Origin of the sequence: Micromonospora sp. NPDC049275, from assembly GCF_043197115.1 — a bacterium.
Classification (GTDB): domain Bacteria; phylum Actinomycetota; class Actinomycetes; order Mycobacteriales; family Micromonosporaceae; genus Micromonospora.
On record NZ_JBICSN010000006.1, the window covers coordinates 23845 to 45565 of the forward strand.

Below are 21721 nucleotides of genomic sequence, written 5' to 3' on the forward strand. Positions count from 1 at the left end.
CGCCTGTCAAGTGCATCGAGGGTAGACAGAACCCGTGACCTACTTCGCGGACCTGACGCCGTACACGTACCTCGAGCGGCACGACGAGGACGGGCATGGGGCGTCCGACGAGCCGCTGCTCAACGTCGGTTGGCTGGATGCCGCGCATCCGTTCCCGACCGGCGCTCCCCCGGACGGGCTGCTGTCCGCTCTGACCGAACTGGCCACGGTGCGCGTCCGCCAGACACGCGGGTACCATTACTGCGAGATCTGCGTCCGGGACCTGGGCGAGGACACCAGAGACGCCGTTCGGCAGGGCGCGATCGCCCGCGAGAGCGCCGAATTCGAGGTACGGGGCGACGGCGTCGTGTACGCCGCGCCCCAGCTCCTGCTCCACTACGTGGCCGCCCACGAATACCTGCCACCGGCCGAGTTCTGCACGGCGGCCCTGCGGGCAACGACGTCCCACGCTACCCACCGGCCCGCCGCCCGGTAACCCTCACACGCGTCGGCCAGCGCCTCTCGGTGGTGATCGACACGAGTTCAGCGAAATCGGTGGGTCCGACGCGTTCGGATACCCCGGTTTCGCCGAACCCGTGTCGATCAAGTCGACGAACGGGTCAGGCGGGGACGCCGGCCCGGGCGGGCGCCTCGTCGGGGCGTGCCGCGGACTCGTCCTCGTCGTGGTCGTCCAGCATCGTGGCCTCGTCGAACGGGTCGTCGCCGCGTAGCACGCCGGCCGCCTGATTCCTGTCGAACTCGCCGGTCCAGGTGCCGACCAGGACGGTCGCCACGGCGTTGCCGGCGAAGTTGGTGAGCGCCCGGGCCTCCGACATGAATCGGTCGATGCCCACGATCAGCCCGACGCCGTCCACCAGGTCGGGTCGGTGCGACTGGAGCCCGCCGGCCAGGGTCGCGATGCCGGCGCCGGTGACGCCCGCAGCGCCCTTCGACGCGATGATCATGAACAGCAGCAGCGAGATCTGCTCGCCGATGGAGAGCGGGTTGCCCAGCGCGTCGGCGATGAACAGCGACGCCATCGTCAGGTAGATCGCCGTGCCGTCCAGGTTGAACGAGTACCCGGTCGGCACCGTGATGCCCACGACCGGCTTGCTCACGCCGAAGTGCTCCATCTTCGCGATCAGGCGGGGCAGCGCCGACTCCGACGAGGAGGTCGACAGGATCAGCAGGAACTCCCGGCCCAGGTAGCGCAGCAGCGAGAAGATCGAGATCCGGGCCACGAACCACAGCAGCGCGCCCAGGACGACCAGCACGAAGATCAGACAGGTGGCGTAGAAGCCGAGCATGATCTGGGCGAGGCTCTTGAGGGCGTCCACACCCGTCGCGCCGACGACGGCGGCCATCGCACCGAACGCGCCGACCGGCGCCAGCCACATGATCATGGCGAGGACCTTGAAGACGACCCGCTGGATGACGGCTATCGCGCCGAGCACGGGCTCACCGCGCCGGCCCATCGCCTGCACGGCGAAGCCGACGAGCAGCGCCACCAGCAGCGTCTGGAGCACCTCCCCCTCGGTGAGCGCGGAGAAGAGGGTGGTCGGGATGATCCCGAGCAGGAACTCCGCCGTACCGCCGGCCTCGTCGCCGGCGGCGGCCTTGCCCGCGCCCGCGAGGTCCTGGCCGAGGTCCAGGCCGGCGCCGGGGTGGATGAGGTTGCCGACGACCAGGCCGATGGCGAGCGCGACCGTCGACATGGTCAGGAAGTAGCCCAGCGCCAGACCGCCGACCTTGCCGACCTTCGCGGCCTGCCGGACGGAGCCGACGCCCAGCACGATCGTGCAGAAGATGACCGGGCTGATCATCATCTTGATCAGGTTGACGAAGCCCGTGCCGATCGGCTTGAGTTCCTTGCCGAAATCGGGGGCGACCAGGCCGACCACGATGCCGGCGAGCACGGCCACGATGACGGCCAGGTACAGGTAACGGGTACGGTCCCGGCGGGCCGACGGCTCCGCCGTGGTGGTGGATGCGGTGGTGTCCATGTCGACAATGTGAAGCGCGTCTCACCCGTTGACATCCTTGCGGTCATTCTGTTCACCGCGAAATACCTCGAGGAGGTGCTGGGGGTGGCCCGACGACAGTGGAGCATCGCGGGGCAGCTGTTCGCCCTCCAGGCGGTGGTGGTGACGCTGCTCGTACTGGGTGGCGCGGCGGGCGCCGTCTGGCTGGCCCGCGTCGACTCCCGCCAGGCCGCGCAGGAGAAGGTGCTCGCGGTGGCGCAGACCGTGGCCGGCTCCCCCGACGTCCGCGCGGCCCTCACGACCGCCGACCCGGCCAGCATCCTCCAGCCGTACGCCGAATCGACCTGGCGGGCCACGGACACCGACTTCGTGGTCGTGATGGCCCCCGACCGCACCCGCTACTCGCACCCGACTCCGAAACTCATCGGCGAGCCGTTCGTCGGCGACATCGGGCCCGCCCTGGCGGGCCGACCGTTCACCACCACAAACGTCGGAACCCTCGGCGAGTCGGTGCGTGCGGTGGTGCCGGTGTACGACGAAGAGCGGCGCATCGTCGGCCTGGTGTCGGTGGGTATCACCACCCGGGCCATCAACCGCAAGCTGCTGCGCCAGCTTCCCGTCCTGCTGGGCGTCGCGACGCCGGCGCTCGCCCTCGCCGCGACCGGTTCGTGGCTGCTCAGCCGCCGCCTGCGCCGGCAGACCCACGGCCTGGGACCGGCGCAGATGACCCGAATGTACGAGTACTACGACGCGGTCCTGCACTCGGTGCGCGAGGGTCTCGTGGTGCTGACCACCGATCGGCGGGTGGCGCTGGTCAACGACGAGGGCCGGCGGCTGCTGGGCCTCGACGCCGACGAGCCGGTCACCGACCAGCCGGTGGCCGGGATCGACCTGCCGCCCGCCGTGGCCGAGCTGCTCGGCTCCGGCCGCGACGCCCTCGACGAGCCCATGCTGGCCGGTGACCGGGTGCTGGTGGCCAACCAGCGGACCGCCCGCTTCGAGGGCGCGCCGCTGGGCACGGTGCTGACCCTGCGCGACCAGACCGAGCTGCGCACCCTGGCCAGCGAGCTGGACTCGGTCCGTGCGCTGACCGAGGCGTTGCAGGCGCAGACTCACGAGTCGGCCAACCGGCTGCACACCGTCCTGACGCTCGTGGAGCTGGGCCGGGCCGACGAGGCGGTCCGGCTCGGCACCCGCGACCTGGCCCTCGCGCAGCAGCTGACCGACCGGGTGGTCGACGCGGTCACCGAGCCGGCCCTGGCCGCGCTGCTGCTCGGCAAGTCCGCCCAGGCCGGCGAGCGGGGCGTGGACCTGGTCATCGAACCGGACTGCCGCCTGGACGACAGCCCCCTGCCGACAAACGACCTGCTCACAGTCGTCGGCAACCTGATCGACAACGCCCTGGAGGCGGTCGCGGGCACGCCACCACCACGCACGGTGCGGGTCTTCGTCGGCGCAGTCGACGACGAACTGGTGGTCCGGGTCGCCGACAGCGGGCCCGGGCTGGCCGCGGACCGGGTGGCGGACGCGTTCCGGCGCGGCTGGTCCACCAAGAGCACCGGACGAGGGCTCGGTCTGGCGCTGATCGGGCAGGTGGTCCGCCGCCACGGTGGCAGCTACGACGTGAGCCGCTCGGACGACGGCGGCAGTCTGTTCACGGTCCGCCTGCCGATCGGCGGTGCCCCGCGATGACAGACATCCGGGTGCTCGTCGTCGAGGACGAGCCGCTGCTGGCCGAGGCGCATGCCGCGTACACCGAACGGGTTCCCGGTTTCGTGGTGGTCGGGGTGGCGCACACCGCGCGGGCGGCCATGGCGGCCCTGCGCGCGGGCGGCGGCGGCGACGTGGACCTCGTACTCCTGGATTTTCGGCTGCCGGACCTGCACGGCCTGGATGTCTGCCGGGCGCTGCGCGCGGCCGGCAGCAGTGTCGACGTGCTGGCGGTGACCTCCGCGCGGGACCTGGCAGTGGTGCGGACGGCCGTGTCCCTCGGGGTGACCCACTACCTGCTGAAACCGTTCACCTTCGCCGCGTTCCGCGACAAGCTGGAGCGCTACGCCGACTACCGTGCGCAGGCGCTCGCCGACGGTGAGGTCGCCGCGCAGCACGACGTGGACCGGATGTTCGCCACCCTGCGCGGCGCCGCCGGGCACAGCCTGCCCAAGGGCCTCGACGCGCAGACCCTCAATCGGGTACGCGCGGCGCTTGCCGACGGGACCGGCCCGCAGGCGGGATTGTCGGCGACCGAGGTGAGCGCGGCGACAGGCATCTCCCGGGTGACCGCCCGCCGCTACCTGGAATACCTGGTGACCATCGACCGCGCGGTCCGCAGCCCTCGCTACGGCACCCCCGGCCGCCCCGAGGTCGAATACCGGCCCCGGTGAGCCGGCCCGGCTACGCAGATTTGCGTAGAGCCGAGCCTTCCGTGGGCTGACGCCGATCCCGGCCAGGCGGCGGATAGTCGAGCCGTGACGGATCAATCCATGGCGAAGGCGGATCGGCGCCGCTGGGCCGTCGCGACCTGCGTGGCGCTGGTCGTGGCGGCGATCGGCGACGCTGGTCCCGAGATTGTCTCCTCCCGCAGCCTGGTCGCCGGTTACGACGGGCCGGGGCCGCTGATCTACCTGGGGGTGGCCGCCGTGGTGGCGGCCGTCAGGTGGCGCTTCATGCCGTTGTTGGCGGTGGTGACGGGCGTCCTGTTTCTCGTCGGCGGGTTCTCCGACGCCTCCTTCGTGGATCGGCTCGGTACGCCGGCGGAACCCGTCCAGTTCTGCGCGGCATGGCTCCAGCTGGCCGGATTCGCCGCGGCTGCCGCGTTCGGGATCGCCGCCGTTCGGCGGCACAGATCCGTGCCGGCCCGGACGGCGCACCCAGACGGACGACAGAACAACTGAGACGGAAGGACCTCGACGGTGAGCGCGATCGTGGCGAGAGTGGCGGCGGCATCGAGAAGCACAAGGCTGTCGCTGTGGGGGCTGGTGGTGGGCATCCTGGGACTGCTCATCCAGTGGGTCGCCGACCCCGGCAAGTTCCCCGTGTTTCCACCGGGGGTCGTCTTCATCGTGGTGTGCGGCGCCCTGGTGGTGTTCACCGTCCCGCGCTGGTGGGCGCCTGTGTTCTCGGTGCTGATCTCGCTGTGGATCGTCCTCGGCGGGTGGGCGGCCGGCCAACTCACGCCGAATTTCCGTTCGGACAATGTGGGGACCGTCGCGGGCAACGTGGTGATGTCGCTCGGGCTGGCGTTCGCCGCGGTCACGGGGGTCGTGGCGATGCTCGGGGCGTGGCGGGCTCGTGGGAGGTGACGAACACGACGGGCGACCCGGGCCCCGGCGGTTCCGATGGCTGACGGACCTGATGTGGATGGTCGTGGCGGCGGCGGTGCTCGTCGCCGGCACGATCGGTGCGGCCCGCGGGCAGGACACCGCGGATGCGGCCCTGGACTTCTGGGGGATCTCGCTGGTCTCGGCGGCGGCACTGGCGACTGTGGGATTGCGTCGGGCGCCGGTCTGGGCACTTGCCGGCGCCATGCTGAGCGTCAGCGCCTACCTGCTGGCCGGCTACCCGTACGGGCCGGTGCAGTTGTGCATGGTGGTCGCCATGTTCGAGGTGGCCAGACGCCGGCCGCTGCGACTGTCCGCCGCCGCGTGCGGGATCGCGGCGCTCACCGCTTCGGTAACGGTGCTGCTGCGCTCGATGCCGCACCTGCACCAGCCCGCCCTGCTCGCCATGGGATGGACCGGCTGGGTGGTGCTGCCGTGGTCGTTGGGCGCGCTGGTGCACCTCACGACTGTGGCCCGGGAGCGGGCCAGGCGCGATCTGGTGGCCCGGGCGGCCACGGCCGAGCGGGTACGGCTCGCCGGCGAGGTGCATGACGTCGCCGGACACGGCTTCGCGCTGATCGCGATGCACGCCGGGATCGCGCTGTTGGTGCTCGACGAGCGCCCCGACCAGGCGCGCGCCTCCTTGGAAGCGATCAAGGCCACCAGCGGCGTGTCGTTGGCCGACCTGCGCGGCATGCTCGACGCGTTCCATCCGCGTGCCGGGGAGGCAGGGCTGGCCGGTGTCGGTGCCCTCGTCGACGAGATCCGCGCGGCCGGTCTGCCGGTGGAGGTGACGATGACCGAGGTGGCGCTTACCGATGAGGTCGACGCGGTGGCGTACCGGGTGGTGCAGGAATCCTTGACGAACATGCTGCGGCATGCCGGACCGACCACGGCGGATGTGCAGGTGACACCGGTCGACGGTGACGTGGTGGTGCAGGTAGGTGACCGTGGGCGGGGCGCCGCCGACGGTGCCGCGACGGGAGGCCGAGGGTTGTCGGGGCTGTGCCGCAGAGTCGAGGCTGTCGGCGGTCGGTTCACCGCCGGCCCACGGACCGGCGGTGGTTTCCAGGTCACGGCGTGGCTACCGGTGGGGAGTGCCGGGTGATCCGGGTGGTCCTGGCCGACGACGAGGAACTGGTGCGGTGGGGCCTGCGGGTGCTCATCGACCGGGAGGACGACCTGGCCGTGGTGGGCGAGGCAGCCTCCGGGCACGACACACTGCGGGTGGTGCGCCGGGTGCGGCCGGACGTCCTGCTGCTGGACGTCCGGATGCCCGGCCTGGACGGCCTGGCGACGCTGAGGGCGATCGCGGCCGAGCCCGACCTCGCGGGCACCCGGGTGATCGTGGTGACGACCTTCGAGATCGACAGGTACATCTTCGAGGCGCTGCAGGCCGGGGCCGCTGGTTTCGTGCTGAAGGACACCGACCCGGCGGACCTGGTTCGGGCGGTCCGGGTGGCGGCGGCCGGCGAGGCGCTGCTGTCGCCGTCGGTGACCCGGCGGGTGGTGTCGCTGTTCAGCCAGCCAGGCGGCGGCGTCACAGGCATCGACACGCTCACCGACCGGGAGCGGCAGGTCGTGGCCTGGGTGGCCACCGGTCACACCAACGAGCAGATCGCCCGAGAACTGTCGCTGAGTCCGGCAACCGTGCGGACCCACGCCAGTCGGGCGATGGTGAAACTGAATGCCCGTACCCGGGCCCAACTCGTCGTCTTCGGCATCCGCGCCGGCCTCACCGCAGAGCGCTGACGCCGGCCGGGCCGACCCCCTGGCCGTACGCTGCCTGACGTACGCGTCGGCCGTCGTGGGGCGGACGCGGAAAACGGCGTCGTCGGAAACGCTGGGGGCATGCAGAAACGAACGCCCTGGCTGCTGCTCGTCATCGCCGTCGTCGTCAGCGTGGTGCTCGCGTACCCGTACCTGGCCCTGGACATCCAGAAGAGCCGTATCGACGTCAGTGACGCCATGCACTACGGCGTGCTCGTCACGCACATCTTCACCGCCGCGGTCGCGCTGATCCTCGGCCCTCTCCAGTTCATACCGAAGGTGCGCGCCCGCCCACGGATCCACCGAACCATCGGCCGCTGCTACCTCGTCATCGGAGTCCTGCCGTCCGGCCTCACGGCGATCCCAGTCGCGTTGTGGTCCGGTCACCTCCTGACGCAGATCAGTCTCACCACCGCGGCAGCGCTGTGGCTGATCACCGGCGGTCTCGGGTACCGGGCCGCCCGACGGCGGGACTTCGCCGCCCACCGGAACTGGATGATGCGCAACTACGCGCTGACCTTCCTCGCCGTCACGGCTCGCATTTTCGTACCCCTGCTTCTGCTGGTGCAGATCCCGTTCGGCAGGGTCACCGCGGGCGAGATCGGCGCGCAGGCGCCCTCGATGATTCCGGTCGGCCAGACCCTGGCCTGGATCATCAACCTGGCGGTGATCGAGGCCGTCATCAGAATTCGCCGACGGACGTCTGTCGCTGTCCAGAGGGCTGGCGTCCCTGCCCGGGACGGCTCCCCTGCTTGAGGTCATTTCCCGGGCCCCGGATCAAGCGATCTGCCGGAGGTCGTCGCCGTAGTCGAAGATGATCCGCATGCGGGCCCCGAGCGCCCGTGCGTATCGGCTCAGCGTCGCGACCTCGTTGGCCTCCAGGTCGCCGTTCTCGATCTGACTGACTCGACCGGGCGTGACACCCATCAGCTCAGCCACCTGTCGCTGGGTCAGGCCCAGCCGCTTCCGCTCTTCGGCAAGATGGAACGCGCTGATCCACGCCTCGGTGCGGGCACGTTCGGCGTCGAGCGCTTCATCGTCCCCGTCGTGCAGCTCGGCCCGAATGTCGTTCCAGTCATGGAAGTCGCTCATCAGCTCTCCCTCCGTTTCCTCTCGAAGGCCAGCCAACCCTCGTACGCGATCTCAGCGACCGGGATCGCTTTCTCGTACCATCGATTCCAGTCTCCTGCCTTGTTGCCGGCCACCAGCAGCACGGCCTGGGACCAGGGATCGAAGACGAACAGGACCCGTACGGCAACGTCCCTTCCGGACCTCGGTCGGAGTTCCTTGAGATTGCTGACGGTCGAACCTTTGAGGGTGTCAACCAGCGGACGCCCCAGGCCAGTGCCCGCCTCAGCAAGCATGTCGATGGCCACGTTGACCGACCGGTACGTCGCCGGGTCGGTCTGCCGCAGAGATCGCAACCAGTCGCGGACATCCGTTGTCGTCCTGATCGCCCAGCGACGTGGCGGCTCATGAGACATGGGATAACTATAGCCCGAGCTATACCCGAAGCGGCATCAGGTCGGAACCCGGTGGCGGACGGAAGATCCGTTGTTAGACTCTGCGGAGTTGGGTTAGCGGTACGACCAGGGAGACCAGACATGGCGGGTGACGACGACATCTCCGGGTGAGACCGGACATGTTCGGCCAACGGCTCGGCGCGCGTCCGCGCAGCCGTCGTGGCCATGTCGTCGTTCCACCGGTCCCCGTTAGTCGTCGGGCGGCTCGTGCGCGCCCACCCCACCCGTTGAGGTCACTCGCATGTCTGATGCGTTCATCGTCTGCTCGAACCTGTCCTTCTCCTGGCCGGACGACACTCCGGTCTTCTCCGACCTGTCCTTCACCGTCCCCGGCGGTCGTACCGGCCTGGTCGCGCCCAACGGTGCCGGCAAGAGCACCCTGCTGCGGCTGATCGCCGGGGAACTCACGCCCAGCAGCGGCACTGTCACAGTCGACGGCGTGCTCGGCTACCTCCCGCAGACGCTGCCGCTGGTCGGCGACCTGACCGTCGCCCAGGTCCTCGGCGTCGCCGAGCGGATCGCGGCACTGCACGCCATCGAGGCCGGCGACGCCAGCGAGGCACACTTCGCCTCGATCGGCGACGACTGGGACATCGAGGAGCGCACCCGCGCCGAACTGGACCGCCTCGGCCTGGGTGACCTGGCCCTCGACCGGCGGCTGCACACCCTCAGCGGCGGTCAGGTGATCTCCCTCGGCCTGGCGGCGCAACTGCTGCGCCGGCCGGACGTGCTGCTGCTCGACGAGCCGACGAACAACCTGGACCTGGAGGCTCGGCACAAGCTCTACGACGTGCTGTCCGACTGGTCCGGCTGCCTGCTGCTGGTCAGCCACGACCGGGAGCTGCTGGACCGGATGGACCGCATCGCCGAGCTGGAACGCGGCGACATCACCTGGTACGGGGGCAACTTCACCGCGTACACCGAGGCGGTGCAGGCGGCGCGGGAGGTGGCCGAGAGCAACCTGCGCAACGCCGAGCAGGAGGTCAAGCGGGAGAAGCGGGAGATGCAGCAGGCCCGGGAGCGGGCCGACCGGCGGGCCAGCAACGCCTCCAAGAACCTGAAGAACGCCGGCCTGGCCCGCATCGTGGCCGGTGGGCTCAAGCGCAGCGCGCAGGAGTCGGCGGGCAAGGCGCAGGGGACGCACTCGGCCCGGCTCGGCGAGGCCAAGGCCCGTCTCGACGAGGCCGGCCGGGCGGTACGCGACGAGGACACCATCACCGTCGACCTGCCGGACACCACCGTCCCGGGCGGGCGCACGGTCTTCTCCGGCCACGGGATGCGGGCCCGCTTCGACGATCGGGAACTGTTCGGCGGCGACGGCGCCGACCTGGTGATCCGGGGGCCGGAGCGGATCGCCCTCACCGGGGCGAACGGCGTCGGCAAGTCGACCCTGCTGCGCCTCGTCAGTGGCGATCTCGCACCGGCCGGCGGCGAGATCAAACGGGCCGACGGGCGGATCGCGTACCTGTCGCAGCGGCTGGACCTGCTCGACCTCGACCGCACGGTAGCGGAGAACTTCGCCGCGTACGCGCCGAGCATGCCGGACGCGCGGCGGATGAACCTGCTGGCCCGGTTCCTGTTCCGGGGCGCCCGGGTGAACCTGCCCGTCGGGGTGCTCTCCGGGGGTGAGCGGCTGCGTGCCACCCTCGCCTGTGTGCTGTGCGCCGAACCGGCGCCGCAACTGCTGCTGCTCGACGAGCCGACGAACAACCTGGACCTGGTAAGCGTCGCCCAACTGGAGAGCGCGCTGTCCGCGTACCAGGGGGCGTTTGTGGTGGTCAGCCACGACGAGCGGTTCCTCGCCGAGATCGGCGTGCAGCGCTGGTTGCGGCTGGCCGACGGCCAGCTGCGCGAGATCGCGGCCCCCGACCGGGGCTGAGCCGGCGTCGCGGCCCGGCCGACGCACGCCGGCCGGGCCGCGGACCGGTCAGCTCACGTTGGCCGGGCCGAGGACGCTCTTGAGGTCACCCATCAGCGCGGTCGTCGCCGCCACCCGGAACGGGCCCAGCCGCAGGGTGGTGGTACGCCCGCCGTTGAGCAGCTTGACGTGCACCTCGGTGTCGCCGGGGTGCAGCACCAGGGTCTCCTTGAGCCGTTCCACGAGCGGTGGCGTGCACCTGTGCACCGGGATGGTCAGGGTGACAGGCTTGTTGGTGGCGCTGGTGCTGACGTCGGGCATGGACATGTCCATCGCCATGATCCGGGGGGTGTCGTCGCGGCGGTCCACCCGGCCCTTGACCACGACGATGGCGTCCTCGGCGATGTACTGCCCGATCACCTCGTAGGTGTTGGGGAAGAACAGCGTCTCCACCCCACCGGCCAGGTCCTCCAGGGTGGCCGACGCCCAGGCCCGCCCCTGCTTGGTGACCCGCCGCTGCACGCCGGAGAGGATGCCGGCGAGGGTGACGACAGCCCCGTCCGGGACCGCGCCCTCCTCCGCCAGGGAGGCGATTGTGGTGTCGGCCGCCGCTCCCAGGATGTGCTCCAGGCCGAACAGCGGGTGGTCGGAGACGTACAGGCCGAGCATCTCGCGTTCGAAGGCCAGCTTGTCGCGCTTGTCCCACTCGCTCTCGCTGATGACAGGCATCACAGTCGTGCTGCCGGTGTCGGCGTCGCCGAAGCCGGCGCCGAAGAGGTCGTACTGGCCGACCGCCTCCTTGCGCTTGACATCGGCGTACGCGTCGATGGCGTCGGCGTGCACGGCGAGCAGGCCCTTGCGGGGGTGCTTCAGCGAGTCGAACGCACCGGCCTTGATCAGCGATTCGATTGTCTTCTTGTTGCAGACCACCGCGTCCACCTTGGACAGGAAGTCGTAGAAGTCCGCGTAGTCGCCCTTCTCCCCCCGGCACCGCATGATCGAGGCGACCACGTTCGCGCCGACGTTGCGCACGGCCGCCAGGCCGAAGCGGATGTCCTTGCCGACCGGGGTGAACGGCCCGGCCGACGTGTTCACGTCCGGCGGCAGCACCTGGATCCGCATCCGGCGGCACTCGGACAGGTACAGCGCCATCTTGTCCTTGTCGTCACCGACGGACGTGAGCAGACCGGCCATGTACTCGGCCGGGTAGTGCGCCTTCAGGTACGCGGTCCAGTAGGACACCAGGCCGTACGCGGCGGAGTGCGCCTTGTTGAAGGCGTACCCGGCGAACGGCACCAGCACGTCCCACACGGCCTGGATCGCCTCGTCGGAGTAGCCGCGCTCGCGGCAGCCGTCCCGGAACGGGATGAACTCCTTGTCGAGGATCTCCTTCTTCTTCTTACCCATCGCCCGACGCAGCAGGTCCGCCTGACCCAGCGTGTAGCCGGCGAGGATCTGCGCGGCGCGCTGCACCTGCTCCTGGTAGACGATCAGGCCGTGGGTGGGCGCCAGGATCTCCCGCAGCGGCTCCTCCAGCTCCGGGTGGATCGGCGTGATCTCCTGAAGGCCGTTCTTGCGCAGCGCGTAGTTGGTGTGCGAGTCGACGCCCATCGGGCCCGGCCGGTACAGCGCGAGGACGGCGGAGATGTCCTCGAAGTTGTCCGGCTTCATCAACCGCAGCAGCGACCGCATCGGCCCACCGTCGAGCTGGAACACGCCCAGGGTGTCACCGCGGGCCAGCAGCTCGTACGCGGCCTTGTCGTCCAGCGGCAGGCCCAGCAGGTCGAGCTTGAGGCCGTGGTTCAGCTCGATGTTCTTGACCGCGTCGTCGATGATCGTCAGGTTGCGCAGGCCGAGGAAGTCCATCTTCAGCAGCCCGAGCGACTCGCAGGTCGGGTAGTCGAACTGCGTGATGATCGCCCCGTCGGCGTCGCGGCGCATCAACGGGATGTGCTCGATGATCGGCTCGGCGGACATGATGACGCCCGCGGCGTGCACGCCGGTCTGCCGGATCAGCCCCTCGATGCCCTTGGCCGTGTCGATCACCTTGCGGACGTCCGGGTCGGAGTCGTACAGGCCGCGGATCTCGCCGGCCTCGGCGTAGCGGGGGTGCTTCGGGTCGAAGATGCCGGTGAGCGGGATGTCCTTGCCCATCACGGCCGGCGGCATCGCCTTGGTGATCCGGTCGCCTACCGCGTACGGGAAGCCCAGCACCCGGGCCGAGTCCTTGATCGCGGCCTTCGCCTTGATCGTGCCGAAGGTGGCGATCTGGGCGACCTTGTCCTCACCCCACTTGTCGGTGACGTACTTGATCACCTCGCCGCGCCGACGCTCGTCGAAGTCGATGTCGACATCAGGCATCGAGACACGCTCGGGGTTGAGGAACCGCTCGAAGATCAGGCCGTGCTGGATCGGGTCCAGGTCGGTGATGCCCAGCGCGTACGCGACGAGCGAGCCGGCGGCCGAGCCACGACCCGGACCCACCGCGATGCCCTGGTTCTTCGCCCACTGGATGAAGTCGGCGACCACGAGGAAGTACGACGGGAAGCCCATCTGGTTGATGACGCCCAGCTCGTACTCGGCCTGGACGACGTGCCCCTCGGGGATGCCGTTCGGGTAGCGGCGACCCAGGCCCGCGAAGGTCTCCTTGCGGAACCAGGACTCCTCGGTCTCACCGTCGGGCACCGGGAAGCGCGGCATCAGGTTGTGGAACTCGAACATGCCCTTCGGGTCGACCTTCTCGGCCACCAGCAGGGTGTTGCGGCAACCCTCCTGCCACAGCTCGGACGAGTCGACCGCGCGCATCTGGTCGGCGCTCTTGACGAAGTAGCCGCCGCCCTCGAAGCGGAACCGGTTCGGGTCGTCGATGTTGCTGCCGGTCTGCACGCACAGCAGCACGTCGTGCGCGGTGGCCTGCGCCTCGTGCGTGTAGTGCGAGTCGTTGGTGACCACCGGCGGAATGTCCAGCTTGCGGGCGATCTCGGTGAGCCCCTCACGGACCCGGCTCTCGATGGAGAGGCCGTGATCCATGATCTCCAGGAAGTAGTTGTCCTTGCCGAAGATGTCCTGGTAGCTCGCGGCGACCTTGAGCGCCTCGTCGAACTGGCCGAGCCGCAGCCGGGTCTGCACCGCGCCCGACGGGCAACCGGTGGTCGCCATGATCCCCTCGGCGTGCTCGGCGATCAGCTCCATGTCCATCCGGGGCCACTTGACGTAGTGCCCCTCCATGGACGCGCGCGAGTTGAGCGTGAACAGGTTCTTCAGACCCTGCGCGTTCTTCGCCCACATGGTCTTGTGGGTGATCGCGCCGTTACCGGAGATGTCGTCGCTCTTCTGCTCCGGCCGACCCCACTTGACCCGCGCCTTGTGATAGCGCGACTCCGGCGCCACGTACGCCTCGACGCCCAGGATCGGGGTGATCCCGGCGGCCATCGCCTGGTTGTAGAAGTCGTTCGCGCCGTGCATGTTGCCGTGGTCGGTGATCGCCACCGCCGGCATGCCCAGCCGGTTGGCCTCGGCGAACAGGTCCTTCAGCCGGGCCGCTCCGTCGAGCATCGAGTATTCCGTGTGCACGTGCAGATGCGCGAACGAATCGGCCATGCCTGGCGCCCCCCGGCGGTGTGGATCTTGTTGGTCGGACCCGACCGGGACCTACCCTACCGAGGTGATCTCGGCGGCTCCACCGTCCGCGCCGAGGGTGGCCCGCGTCTCCTGATCGCACCCCGACAGGCCTAGGCTCTTGCGCATGGCGAGGTACTACGACGTGCACCCGGAGAATCCGCAGCCCCGCATCATCGGCCAGGTCGCCGACCTGATCCGCGGTGGTGGGCTTGTCGCGTACCCGACAGACTCCTGCTATGCGCTCGGCATCCAGTTGGGCAACCAGGACGGCCTGGACCGGATCCGCCAGATCCGCCGCCTCGACGACAGGCACCACTTCACCCTGGTCTGCCGGGACTTCGCGCAGCTCGGCCAGTTCGTGCAGATCAACAACGCGGTCTTCCGACTGGTGAAAGCGTCCACCCCGGGCAGCTACACGTTCATCCTGCCGGCCACCAAGGAGGTGCCGCGCCGGATGCTGCACCCGAAGAAGCGGACCGTCGGCGTGCGGGTGCCCCGGCACAGCGTCACCCAGGCGCTGCTCGCCGAGCTGGCCGAGCCGCTGGTCTCCAGCACGCTGGTCCTGCCCGGCGACGAGGAGCCGATGACCCAGGGCTGGGAGATCAAGGAACGGCTCGACCACCAGCTCGACGCGGTGCTGGACGCCGGCGAGTGCGGCAAGGAGCCGACGACGGTGATCGACCTGTCCGGGCCCGAGCCGGAGATTCTGCGTCGCGGCGCGGGGGACGTCTCCCGGTTCGAGTAGCGCGGGTCGGGTGGCGGACCGGAGGAGGGTCGGACAGCGCCGACGGCCGTACGCTTGAGGATCGGCACCGGCGAGCATTGGACACCCGGCATGCCTGCTCCGGACGACCTCGACGCCCTGGCCCGCCGCGCCGCGCAGGGTGAGGCGGCGGCGTTGGACGCCCTGCTGGTCGCGGTGCGCCCGGAGGTGCTGCGGCTGTGCGCCCGGTTCCTGCCCAACCGGGAGGACGCCGAGGAAGCCTGCCAGGATGCGCTGCTGGCCCTGGCCGGCGGCATCAGCCGGTTCGAGGGGCGCTCCTCGTTCCGCACCTGGCTGCACCGGCTGACCGCGAACCGGGCCCGCTCGACCTACCGCACGCTGCGCCGCCGCTGCCGGTTGGAGGCCGGCGGCGTACCGCTGCCCGACCAGGCCGACCCGCGACGGACCAGCGTGGTCGCGGGCACCCGCCTCGACCTGCTCGACGCGTTCGACTCGGTCCACCCCGACCACGCCGAGGTGGTGGCCCTGCGCGACGTCCTCGGGCTGAGCTACCCCGAGATCGCCGCCCTGCTCGACGTTCCGGTGGGCACCGTGAAGTCCCGGCTGCACCTGGCCCGGCGGCAGGTCCGGCAGCGGCTCGGCGCGGAATGAGCCGGGCGTCGTTCCGCCGGCTCGTCGTCGTCCTCACGGCCGCCGTGGGGATGGCCGCCTGCGGCGCCGACGCCGTCGCGCCACTGCCCGTCCAACCGCCCGGCCCGACCCGTTCCACGCCGACACCCTCCGCGATCGCCGCGACCCCGGCGACCCCCGGGTCGCCGTCCCGACCGCCGCCGCCGACCAGCGGGCGGCCGGTCGCGGCACCCCCCACACCAACCAGAACGAGGGGTACGCCCCGCACGACTCCCCCGCCGACCGCCGCGACGCCGGCCTGTCAGGGCGCGGTCCGCTACGACCTGCCGCTCGCCGAGACCGAGGTCGAGCTGCTGAAATCGCTCTGTTTCGCCACCGGCGCGGTGCTGCGCATCCAGGGCATCGGGCCCGGGCTCGTCACCGTGGACCGCCCGGAGCTGGTCTCCCAGCAGTACGAGGCGGGCGTGGTGGACATCCGCTTCGTCCGCCCCGGCACCGTCGCCGTGACGATCCCCCAGGAGGGTCGGGAGCACACCATCACCGTGGTGGTCCGGTGACCCGCACACCGGCGAGCAGGGTGTCCACGAAGTCGGGCCCACTGTCCGTCGGCGGGGCGATCTGCACGTACACCAGGGCGCGCCGGGCGGGATGCAGGCCGGCCGACTCGACGATGCTCGGCCGGTCCCGCTCGCAGCGGTACGCCACCACCGTCCACTCGACGCCCGCCTGCCGGGTGGTGCGGGCCGGTGCGGGCGCGCAGTCCCCGTGCGTGCGCTCGGCCAGGAAACCGGCCGGGGTTGTGCGTGCCGCAGTGGTGGCGGAGAGGCCGACGAACGCGCCGGGCAGTCGGGGATCGGCGGCCCAGCGCCGGGGTTGCGGGGACATCACCAACGCCGGTTCCGGGTCGCCATCGGCGCCGTACTGACCGGCCCAGGTCGCTCCCACGGCGGACCAGCCGGCCGGCACCGCCACAGTCAACGGCCCGGCCGTGTACGTGCCGTCCCCGGGTCGACCCGACCCCACGCCACCCGGATCGGCGCCCACCGCACCCACCGCGACGGCGGACACGACAGCGGCCCCGGCCAGTCGCAGCCGGTACGAGCGGCGGATCCCCGGCCGAGGTGACGGCGACCGGTCGCTCGCGCGGGTCAGCGCGGCCCGCAGGGCTGCGGCGTCGGGATGGCGGTCGGCCGGGTGGTACGCGGTCGCCTTGGCGAGCACCGCCGCCACCGCCGGAGGCACGCCCGCGCGGAGTCGGACGTCCGGTGCCGGACCGGGCCGGGGCGGGCGCGCGTCCGGCGGTTCGGCGGCCAGCAGCCGGATGCCGAGGCGGCCGAGCCCGTACACGTCGGCGCGGGTGTCGACCACCGCGCCCGGGTCGTCCTGCTCGGGGGCCATGTAACCGGGGGTGCCGGCCCGCGCGGTCAGCCCCGAGGCGGCGGCGAGCGCCTTGGCGAGGCCGAGGTCGGCGATCAGCACCTGTTCGGCGTCGGGATCGTCCGGGCCGGCGGAGCGGAACAGCACGTTGCCGGGGGTGAGGTCACGGTGCACGACGCCGTGCCGGTGCAGCACGGCGACCCCGGCGCAGACCTCCCCCAGCAGCCGCAGCGCGGTCGGCGTGGGAAGGTCACCGGCGGCGAGGCGGTCCCGCAGGCTGCCGCCGTCCGCCCAGGCCAGGACCGCGTACGGCCGACCGTCGGGCAACTCGCCGACGGTGTGCACCCGGATCAGCCGCTCGTGCTCCAGGCGGCGCAACAGCCGGGCCTCGTCGAGGAAGCGTTCCCTGACCCGCAGGTCGTGGCTCCAGTTCTCGGCCAGCACCTTGATCGCCACACGCGCGTCGAGCACCGCGTCGTAGCCCAGCCACACGGTCGCGAACGAGCCGACGCCCAGCAGTCGCTCGATGGCGTAGGGCCCGATCCGCTGCGGAGCCGTCACCCTGTCACCCCCGGCCAGGACGGTCTCTGCACAGTAGACCGGGCCGGTCGGAAACCCGACGAACCGCTGGCCCCGGCGCGGTGACTAACAGGGCAGGAGATCCATCACCGAAGGAGCACACCATGAACCGTCCCTCGATCCTCCGCACCACCGCGCTGGCGCTCGGCACGCTCGTCGCGGTGACCACCGCGGGACCGGCTGCGGCGGCGCCGCTGGTCGGCGGTGCCGCGTCGGCCTCGACGCGCGGTCCGCTCGCCACCGCCGTCGGGCACAGCCACCCGCAGGTCCTCAGCGTCGGCGGCGCCGGCGTCTACCGGATCGGCGCCAGCCTGGCGGCGCTCACCGCGGCCGGGCGCATCGACTGGACCGCGCCGGGCTGCGACGGGGTGGTGCACGCCGGCGTGACCGGCTCCTGGGCCGGCGTCCTCCTGCTCGCCTTCCGCGACGGTCGACTCGTGGAGGTCGGTACGGCCACCGCACCGCCCCGGTCGCCCGCCGGGGCCCAGGTCGGCATGTCGTTCGCCGAGTTGGAGGCGATCTACGGCGCGCGCGGGTCGCTGATCCACAACGACGCGGGGGACGCCGAGGCGTACCTGGTTCGCGTCGGGTCGCGGGTGGAGTTGTTCACCGGGCACCCGATCCGGCCGGGCGTGGGCTACTTCCAGGTCGGGCCGGCCACCTTCGTCGAGCGCAACTTCCGCCAGGGCGCGGCCTGCTGATTCCGGCCAGGTGCGGGGCGTCCGGTGTCGACCGGGCGCCCCGCACTCGTCGCGACCTCGATCGGGCCTGGAGCGGACACGATGATGTTTCGGTAGACAACACTGTGTGGCACACAGTATGGTGTGACACATGGTTAGCGAGGATGTTCTACGGACGCACCTGCAGGAGCTGCGTCGAGGCACCGTCGTGGTGGCCAGCCTGGTCGCGCTCCGCCGAGCGGACTACGGCTACGCACTGCTGCAACGGCTCACCGACCACGGCTTTCCGGTCGACGCCAACACGCTCTACCCGCTGCTGCGCCGCCTGGAGGACCAGGGCCTGCTGACCAGCGAGTGGAACACCGAGGAGAGCCGGCCGCGCAAGTTCTACAAGACCAGCGACGAGGGCGAGTCGATGCTGAACCGGCTCCTCGACGACCTCGCCGCCGTACAGACCTCCATCACCGGGCTGATCCAAGGAGTGGACCGATGAACACCCTGACCGACCGCTACCTGGCCGCCACCCTGCGCTCGGTGCCCGCACAGCGTCGTGAGGAGATCGCCACCGAGCTGCGCGCCTCGATCGAGGACATGATCGAGGACCGGGCCGGGGGCGGCGAGGACGCGGCAGTCGCCGAGCGGCAGGTGCTCACCGAGCTGGGCAACCCCGACCGGCTGGCCGCCCGCTACGCCGACCGCCGGCTCCAGCTCATCGGCCCCACCTACTACCTGGCCTGGCTGCGGCTACTGAAGCTGCTGCTCAGCTTCATCCCGGCGCTCGCCGGCACGGTGGTCGCCGTCGTCGCTGTCGTCGACGGCAAGGGCTTCGGCGCCATCGGGCCGGGCCTCGTCGTCGCCCTGCACGTGGCCGTGCACATCACCTTCTGGCTCACCCTGACCTTCGTCCTCATCGAGCGGGCCCAGCCCACCGCCGACCTGCCCGAGTGGACCGTCGACGAGTTGCCCGACGTCCCCGCGCACCGCGACATCTCGCTCGTCGACACCATCGCGTCGGTGGTCATGCTGGCGCTGACCATCGGCTACCTGCCCTTGCAGCACTACCAGTCCTGGATCCACGCCACCGACGGCGACAACATCCCGATCCTCGACCCGGCCCTCTGGTCGTTCTGGCTGCCGGCACTGATCGTCGTCCTGCTCGCCAGCGGCGTGTTCGAGATCGTCAAATACCGGATCGGGCACTGGAGCTGGCGGCTGTTCGCGATAAAGGCGCTGCTCAACCTGGCGTTCACGGTGCCGCTGATGTGGCTGGCCCTCTCCGACGCGCTGCTCAACCCGGCCCTGGCCGAGCGGCTGAGCTGGCTGGCGGACGCGGACAACCGCAGCCTCCTCAACGCCCTCGTCGCGCTGGGCGCCGCCGTGGTGCTGGTCTGGGACCTGATCGACACGGCCCTCAAGACCCGCCGCCAGAAGGCCTGAACGAGCGCACACCCCGGCGGCCCGGCGCGTACTCGCGTCGGGCCGCCGAGGTGTGGCCGGGCCCGACGGCACGGGTCCGCCCACTCGACGGACGTGGCCGGCGACGTGGCATCGTTCCCGGATGACCGTGGCACCGCGAGACGAATGGCGCCGTCCGGGTCCAACGGCGGAGCAGCGCCGCAACGACCTGTGGATCGGCCTGGGAATGACCGTGCTGGCGCTGGTCAGCCTCACCCTGGCCCACAGCACCGGGGCGTTCCTGCTGGGCTCGCCGCCGTCCGGGGCGGAGCAGCTGTTCTGGACCGTCGCCGTGACGCTGCCGCTGATCTGGCGGCGGCGCTGGCCGGCCGCGACCCTGCTGATCGTGGCGGTGGCGTTCATCGCCGCGCAGGCGCGCTCCGCCCCGGAGACCCAGTTCTCCTCGTGGGCCCTGTTCTGCGCCCTCTACACCGTCGGCGCCTGGGGGCAGGACCGTCGCCTGGCCCGGCGGCTACGGATCGGCGTGATCGCCACGATGTTCGCCTGGCTGGGGATCTACTACGCGATCACGATCAGCCACATCCCCTCGACGGCCTTCGCCGACGCGGCCGGCCCGGTGCCACCGGTGCTCGCCGCGATGGTCACCGGCGTGCTGCTCAACGTGCTGGTCTTCGGCTTCGCGTACTTCTTCGGTGAGACCGCCTGGGTGGCCGCGCGCCGCGAGCACGAGCTGCGTACCCAGGCCGAGGACCTGCGTCGGTCGCAGACCGAGTCCCGGGAACGGGCGGTGCTCGGCGAACGGGTCCGGATCGCCCGGGAGCTGCATGACGTGGTCGCCCACCACGTGTCGGTGATGGGCGTACAGGCATCCGCCTGCCGCCGGGTGTTCGACCGCGACCCCGGCAAGGCCCGCGCCGCGCTCACCGCCATCGAGCAGAGCGCCCGCACCGCTGTCGACGAGCTACGCCGGATGCTGGGCGTGCTGCGGACCACCGGCACGGCCGACGCCGCGCCGCCGGCCGGCGGCGACGTCGACCGGATCGGTGAGCTGGTCGAGCGGGCTCGGGCCGCCGGCCTGACGGCAACCCTCGGGGTGTACGGCGACCCCGTCGCGCTGCCCGAATCGGTCTCCCAGGCGGTGTACCGGGTGACGCAGGAGGCGGTGACCAACACCCTGAAGCACGCAGGTGCGGACCTGCTGGACGTGCGGGTCCGCTACCTGGCCCGGGAGGTGGAGGTCGACGTGACCGACAACGGACGAGCCGGCACCCGGGTCGACGCCGTCGGGCTGGGACTGATCGGGATGCGCGAACGGGTCACCGCGCACGACGGCGACCTGGAGGCCGGGCCGCGTGCCGGCGGCGGCGGATGGCGAGTACGCGCCCGCTTCCCGCTTGCGGCGGCCGACCCGCCGGTCGGCGCGCAGCGGGAGCCGCGCGACGAGCGGCAGCCGCGCGACGAACACCAGTCGGCCGTCGACACGGAGGTCTCCACATGAGCGCCACGCCGAATCACGAGACGTCGGGCCCGGGGCGGACCATCCGGGTGCTGCTCGCCGACGACCAGCACCTCGTCCGCACCGGCTTCCGGGTCATCCTCGAGGTGGAGGACGACATCGAGGTGGTCGGCGAGGCCGCCGACGGTGAACGGGCCGTCGCCATGACCCGAGCCACCCGCCCCGACGTCGTACTCATGGATGTGGAGATGCCCGGGATGGACGGCCTGGAGGCCACCCGGCAGATCACCGCCGACGGACCCGGTGGGCCGGCGGTGCTGATCCTCACGACCTTCGACCGCGACGACTACCTGTTCGCCGCGCTGCGTGCCGGGGCCAGCGGTTTCCTCTTGAAGAACGGCACACCGGAGGAGCTGATCGAGGCGATCCAGGTGCTGGCCAGGGGCGACGGCCTGCTCGCCCCGGAGATCACCCGCCGGGTGATCTCCACGTTCGCCCGTCCCGGCGACCCGGCGGGCACCGCCCACCGAGGGCCGGCGGCGGACGCCGCGTTGGCCGGGCTGACCCCACGGGAACGGGAGGTGCTGGTGCTGCTCGCCGCCGGATCGAGCAACGCGGAGATCGCCGCTGCCATCCATCTGGGCGAGGCGACCGTGAAGACCCACGTCAGTCGGGTACTGGCCAAACTCGGCCTGCGGGACCGGGTGCAGGCGGTGGTGTTCGCGTACGAGAACGGGGTGGTCCGGCCCGGCGGGTGACCGCCATCCATCGCGCGGTGGACCGCCCGCTCACCCGCCGGGCGGACG

22 protein-coding genes are annotated in these 21721 nt (G+C 71.2%); 17 read left to right on the top strand and 5 right to left on the bottom strand.

Going from position 1 to position 21721, the window contains the following annotated elements; translation table 11 throughout:
- The first annotated feature begins 34 nt into the window (after positions 1-34).
- Positions 35-475, top strand: coding sequence for a hypothetical protein (locus ACGFIE_RS19650; protein WP_393296470.1), 441 nt, complete (start codon positions 35-37; stop codon positions 473-475).
- Positions 476-599: 124 nt separating this feature from the next.
- Here the strand turns inward: ACGFIE_RS19650 and ACGFIE_RS19655 are convergent, their stop codons facing one another.
- The gene (locus tag ACGFIE_RS19655; protein ID WP_393296472.1) at positions 600-1982 is read right to left on the bottom strand and encodes a cation:dicarboxylate symporter family transporter; all 1383 of its coding nucleotides are present in this window, start codon (positions 1980-1982) and stop codon (positions 600-602) included.
- Between the two features lie 84 nt (positions 1983-2066).
- Here ACGFIE_RS19655 and ACGFIE_RS19660 point away from each other — a divergent pair, with 84 nt between their 5' ends.
- From ACGFIE_RS19660 to ACGFIE_RS19690, 7 genes are all read left to right on the top strand, one after another.
- On the top strand, positions 2067-3653 hold the full coding sequence (locus tag ACGFIE_RS19660; RefSeq protein WP_393296474.1) for an ATP-binding protein: 1587 nt from the start codon (positions 2067-2069) through the stop codon (positions 3651-3653).
- Complete coding sequence (locus ACGFIE_RS19665) at positions 3650-4345, top strand: response regulator (RefSeq protein ID WP_393296476.1); 696 nt, start codon at positions 3650-3652, stop codon at positions 4343-4345. Before ACGFIE_RS19660 ends, ACGFIE_RS19665 begins: the two co-directional genes overlap by 4 nt.
- A 99-nt stretch (positions 4346-4444) precedes the next feature.
- Positions 4445-4855, top strand: a complete 411-nt coding sequence (locus ACGFIE_RS19670) for a hypothetical protein (protein WP_393296478.1) — start codon at positions 4445-4447, stop codon at positions 4853-4855.
- An 18-nt stretch (positions 4856-4873) separates the two neighbouring features.
- Positions 4874-5263, top strand: a complete 390-nt coding sequence (locus ACGFIE_RS19675) for a hypothetical protein (RefSeq protein WP_393296480.1) — start codon at positions 4874-4876, stop codon at positions 5261-5263.
- A 52-nt stretch (positions 5264-5315) separates the two neighbouring features.
- Positions 5316-6389, top strand: a complete 1074-nt coding sequence (locus ACGFIE_RS19680) for a sensor histidine kinase (RefSeq protein ID WP_393296482.1) — start codon at positions 5316-5318, stop codon at positions 6387-6389.
- On the top strand, positions 6386-7033 hold the full coding sequence (locus tag ACGFIE_RS19685; protein ID WP_363687045.1) for a response regulator transcription factor: 648 nt from the start codon (positions 6386-6388) through the stop codon (positions 7031-7033). Before ACGFIE_RS19680 ends, ACGFIE_RS19685 begins: the two co-directional genes overlap by 4 nt.
- A gap of 99 nt (positions 7034-7132) precedes the next feature.
- The gene (locus ACGFIE_RS19690) at positions 7133-7807 is read left to right on the top strand and encodes a DUF2306 domain-containing protein (RefSeq protein ID WP_393296484.1); all 675 of its coding nucleotides are present in this window, start codon (positions 7133-7135) and stop codon (positions 7805-7807) included.
- A gap of 21 nt (positions 7808-7828) precedes the next feature.
- Here ACGFIE_RS19690 and ACGFIE_RS19695 read toward each other — a convergent pair whose 3' ends face one another.
- Complete coding sequence (locus ACGFIE_RS19695) at positions 7829-8143, bottom strand: transcriptional regulator (protein WP_121654474.1); 315 nt, start codon at positions 8141-8143, stop codon at positions 7829-7831.
- A complete protein-coding gene (locus ACGFIE_RS19700) occupies positions 8143-8535 on the bottom strand; it encodes a type II toxin-antitoxin system RelE/ParE family toxin (protein WP_393296486.1) in 393 nt (130 codons plus the stop codon). Before ACGFIE_RS19700 ends, ACGFIE_RS19695 begins: the two co-directional genes overlap by 1 nt.
- A 280-nt stretch (positions 8536-8815) precedes the next feature.
- On the opposite strand from ACGFIE_RS19700, the gene abc-f reads away from it, so the two are divergent.
- Positions 8816-10453 (top strand): ribosomal protection-like ABC-F family protein, encoded by a 1638-nt coding sequence (gene abc-f, locus ACGFIE_RS19705; RefSeq protein WP_393296488.1) that lies wholly within the window; start codon positions 8816-8818, stop codon positions 10451-10453.
- 48 nt (positions 10454-10501) lie between these two features.
- Here the strand turns inward: abc-f and dnaE are convergent, their stop codons facing one another.
- Positions 10502-14032: a DNA polymerase III subunit alpha gene (gene dnaE, locus ACGFIE_RS19710; RefSeq protein WP_393296490.1), complete on the bottom strand. Its 3531-nt coding sequence runs from the start codon at positions 14030-14032 to the stop codon at positions 10502-10504.
- Between the two features lie 145 nt (positions 14033-14177).
- Between dnaE and ACGFIE_RS19715 the strand changes: the two genes are divergently transcribed.
- From ACGFIE_RS19715 to ACGFIE_RS19725, 3 genes are all read left to right on the top strand, one after another.
- Positions 14178-14798 (top strand): L-threonylcarbamoyladenylate synthase, encoded by a 621-nt coding sequence (locus ACGFIE_RS19715; RefSeq protein WP_393296492.1) that lies wholly within the window; start codon positions 14178-14180, stop codon positions 14796-14798.
- A gap of 90 nt (positions 14799-14888) precedes the next feature.
- The gene (locus ACGFIE_RS19720) at positions 14889-15428 is read left to right on the top strand and encodes an RNA polymerase sigma factor (RefSeq protein WP_393296494.1); all 540 of its coding nucleotides are present in this window, start codon (positions 14889-14891) and stop codon (positions 15426-15428) included.
- Positions 15425-15964, top strand: coding sequence for a hypothetical protein (locus ACGFIE_RS19725; protein ID WP_393296496.1), 540 nt, complete (start codon positions 15425-15427; stop codon positions 15962-15964). Before ACGFIE_RS19720 ends, ACGFIE_RS19725 begins: the two co-directional genes overlap by 4 nt.
- Here the strand turns inward: ACGFIE_RS19725 and ACGFIE_RS19730 are convergent.
- Positions 15945-17345 (bottom strand): serine/threonine-protein kinase, encoded by a 1401-nt coding sequence (locus tag ACGFIE_RS19730; RefSeq protein ID WP_393296498.1) that lies wholly within the window; start codon positions 17343-17345, stop codon positions 15945-15947. The genes ACGFIE_RS19725 and ACGFIE_RS19730 overlap by 20 nt on opposite strands.
- A gap of 122 nt (positions 17346-17467) precedes the next feature.
- Between ACGFIE_RS19730 and ACGFIE_RS19735 the strand changes: the two genes are divergently transcribed.
- The 5 genes from ACGFIE_RS19735 (at position 17468) to ACGFIE_RS19755 (ending at position 21673) form a co-directional block, all read left to right on the top strand.
- Positions 17468-18064, top strand: a complete 597-nt coding sequence (locus ACGFIE_RS19735; RefSeq protein ID WP_393296500.1) for a hypothetical protein — start codon at positions 17468-17470, stop codon at positions 18062-18064.
- Positions 18065-18194: 130 nt separating this feature from the next.
- Positions 18195-18536: a PadR family transcriptional regulator gene (locus ACGFIE_RS19740; RefSeq protein ID WP_393296502.1), complete on the top strand. Its 342-nt coding sequence runs from the start codon at positions 18195-18197 to the stop codon at positions 18534-18536.
- Positions 18533-19480 (top strand): permease prefix domain 1-containing protein, encoded by a 948-nt coding sequence (locus ACGFIE_RS19745; protein ID WP_393296504.1) that lies wholly within the window; start codon positions 18533-18535, stop codon positions 19478-19480. The genes ACGFIE_RS19740 and ACGFIE_RS19745 overlap by 4 nt, the downstream gene beginning before the upstream one ends.
- Positions 19481-19601: 121 nt before the next feature.
- The gene (locus tag ACGFIE_RS19750) at positions 19602-20957 is read left to right on the top strand and encodes a histidine kinase (protein ID WP_393296506.1); all 1356 of its coding nucleotides are present in this window, start codon (positions 19602-19604) and stop codon (positions 20955-20957) included.
- Positions 20954-21673 carry a response regulator gene (locus ACGFIE_RS19755; protein WP_393296507.1) on the top strand — a complete coding sequence of 240 codons (720 nt, stop codon included), beginning with the start codon at positions 20954-20956 and terminating at the stop codon, positions 21671-21673. Before ACGFIE_RS19750 ends, ACGFIE_RS19755 begins: the two co-directional genes overlap by 4 nt.
- The last annotated feature ends 48 nt before the right edge of the window (positions 21674-21721 follow it).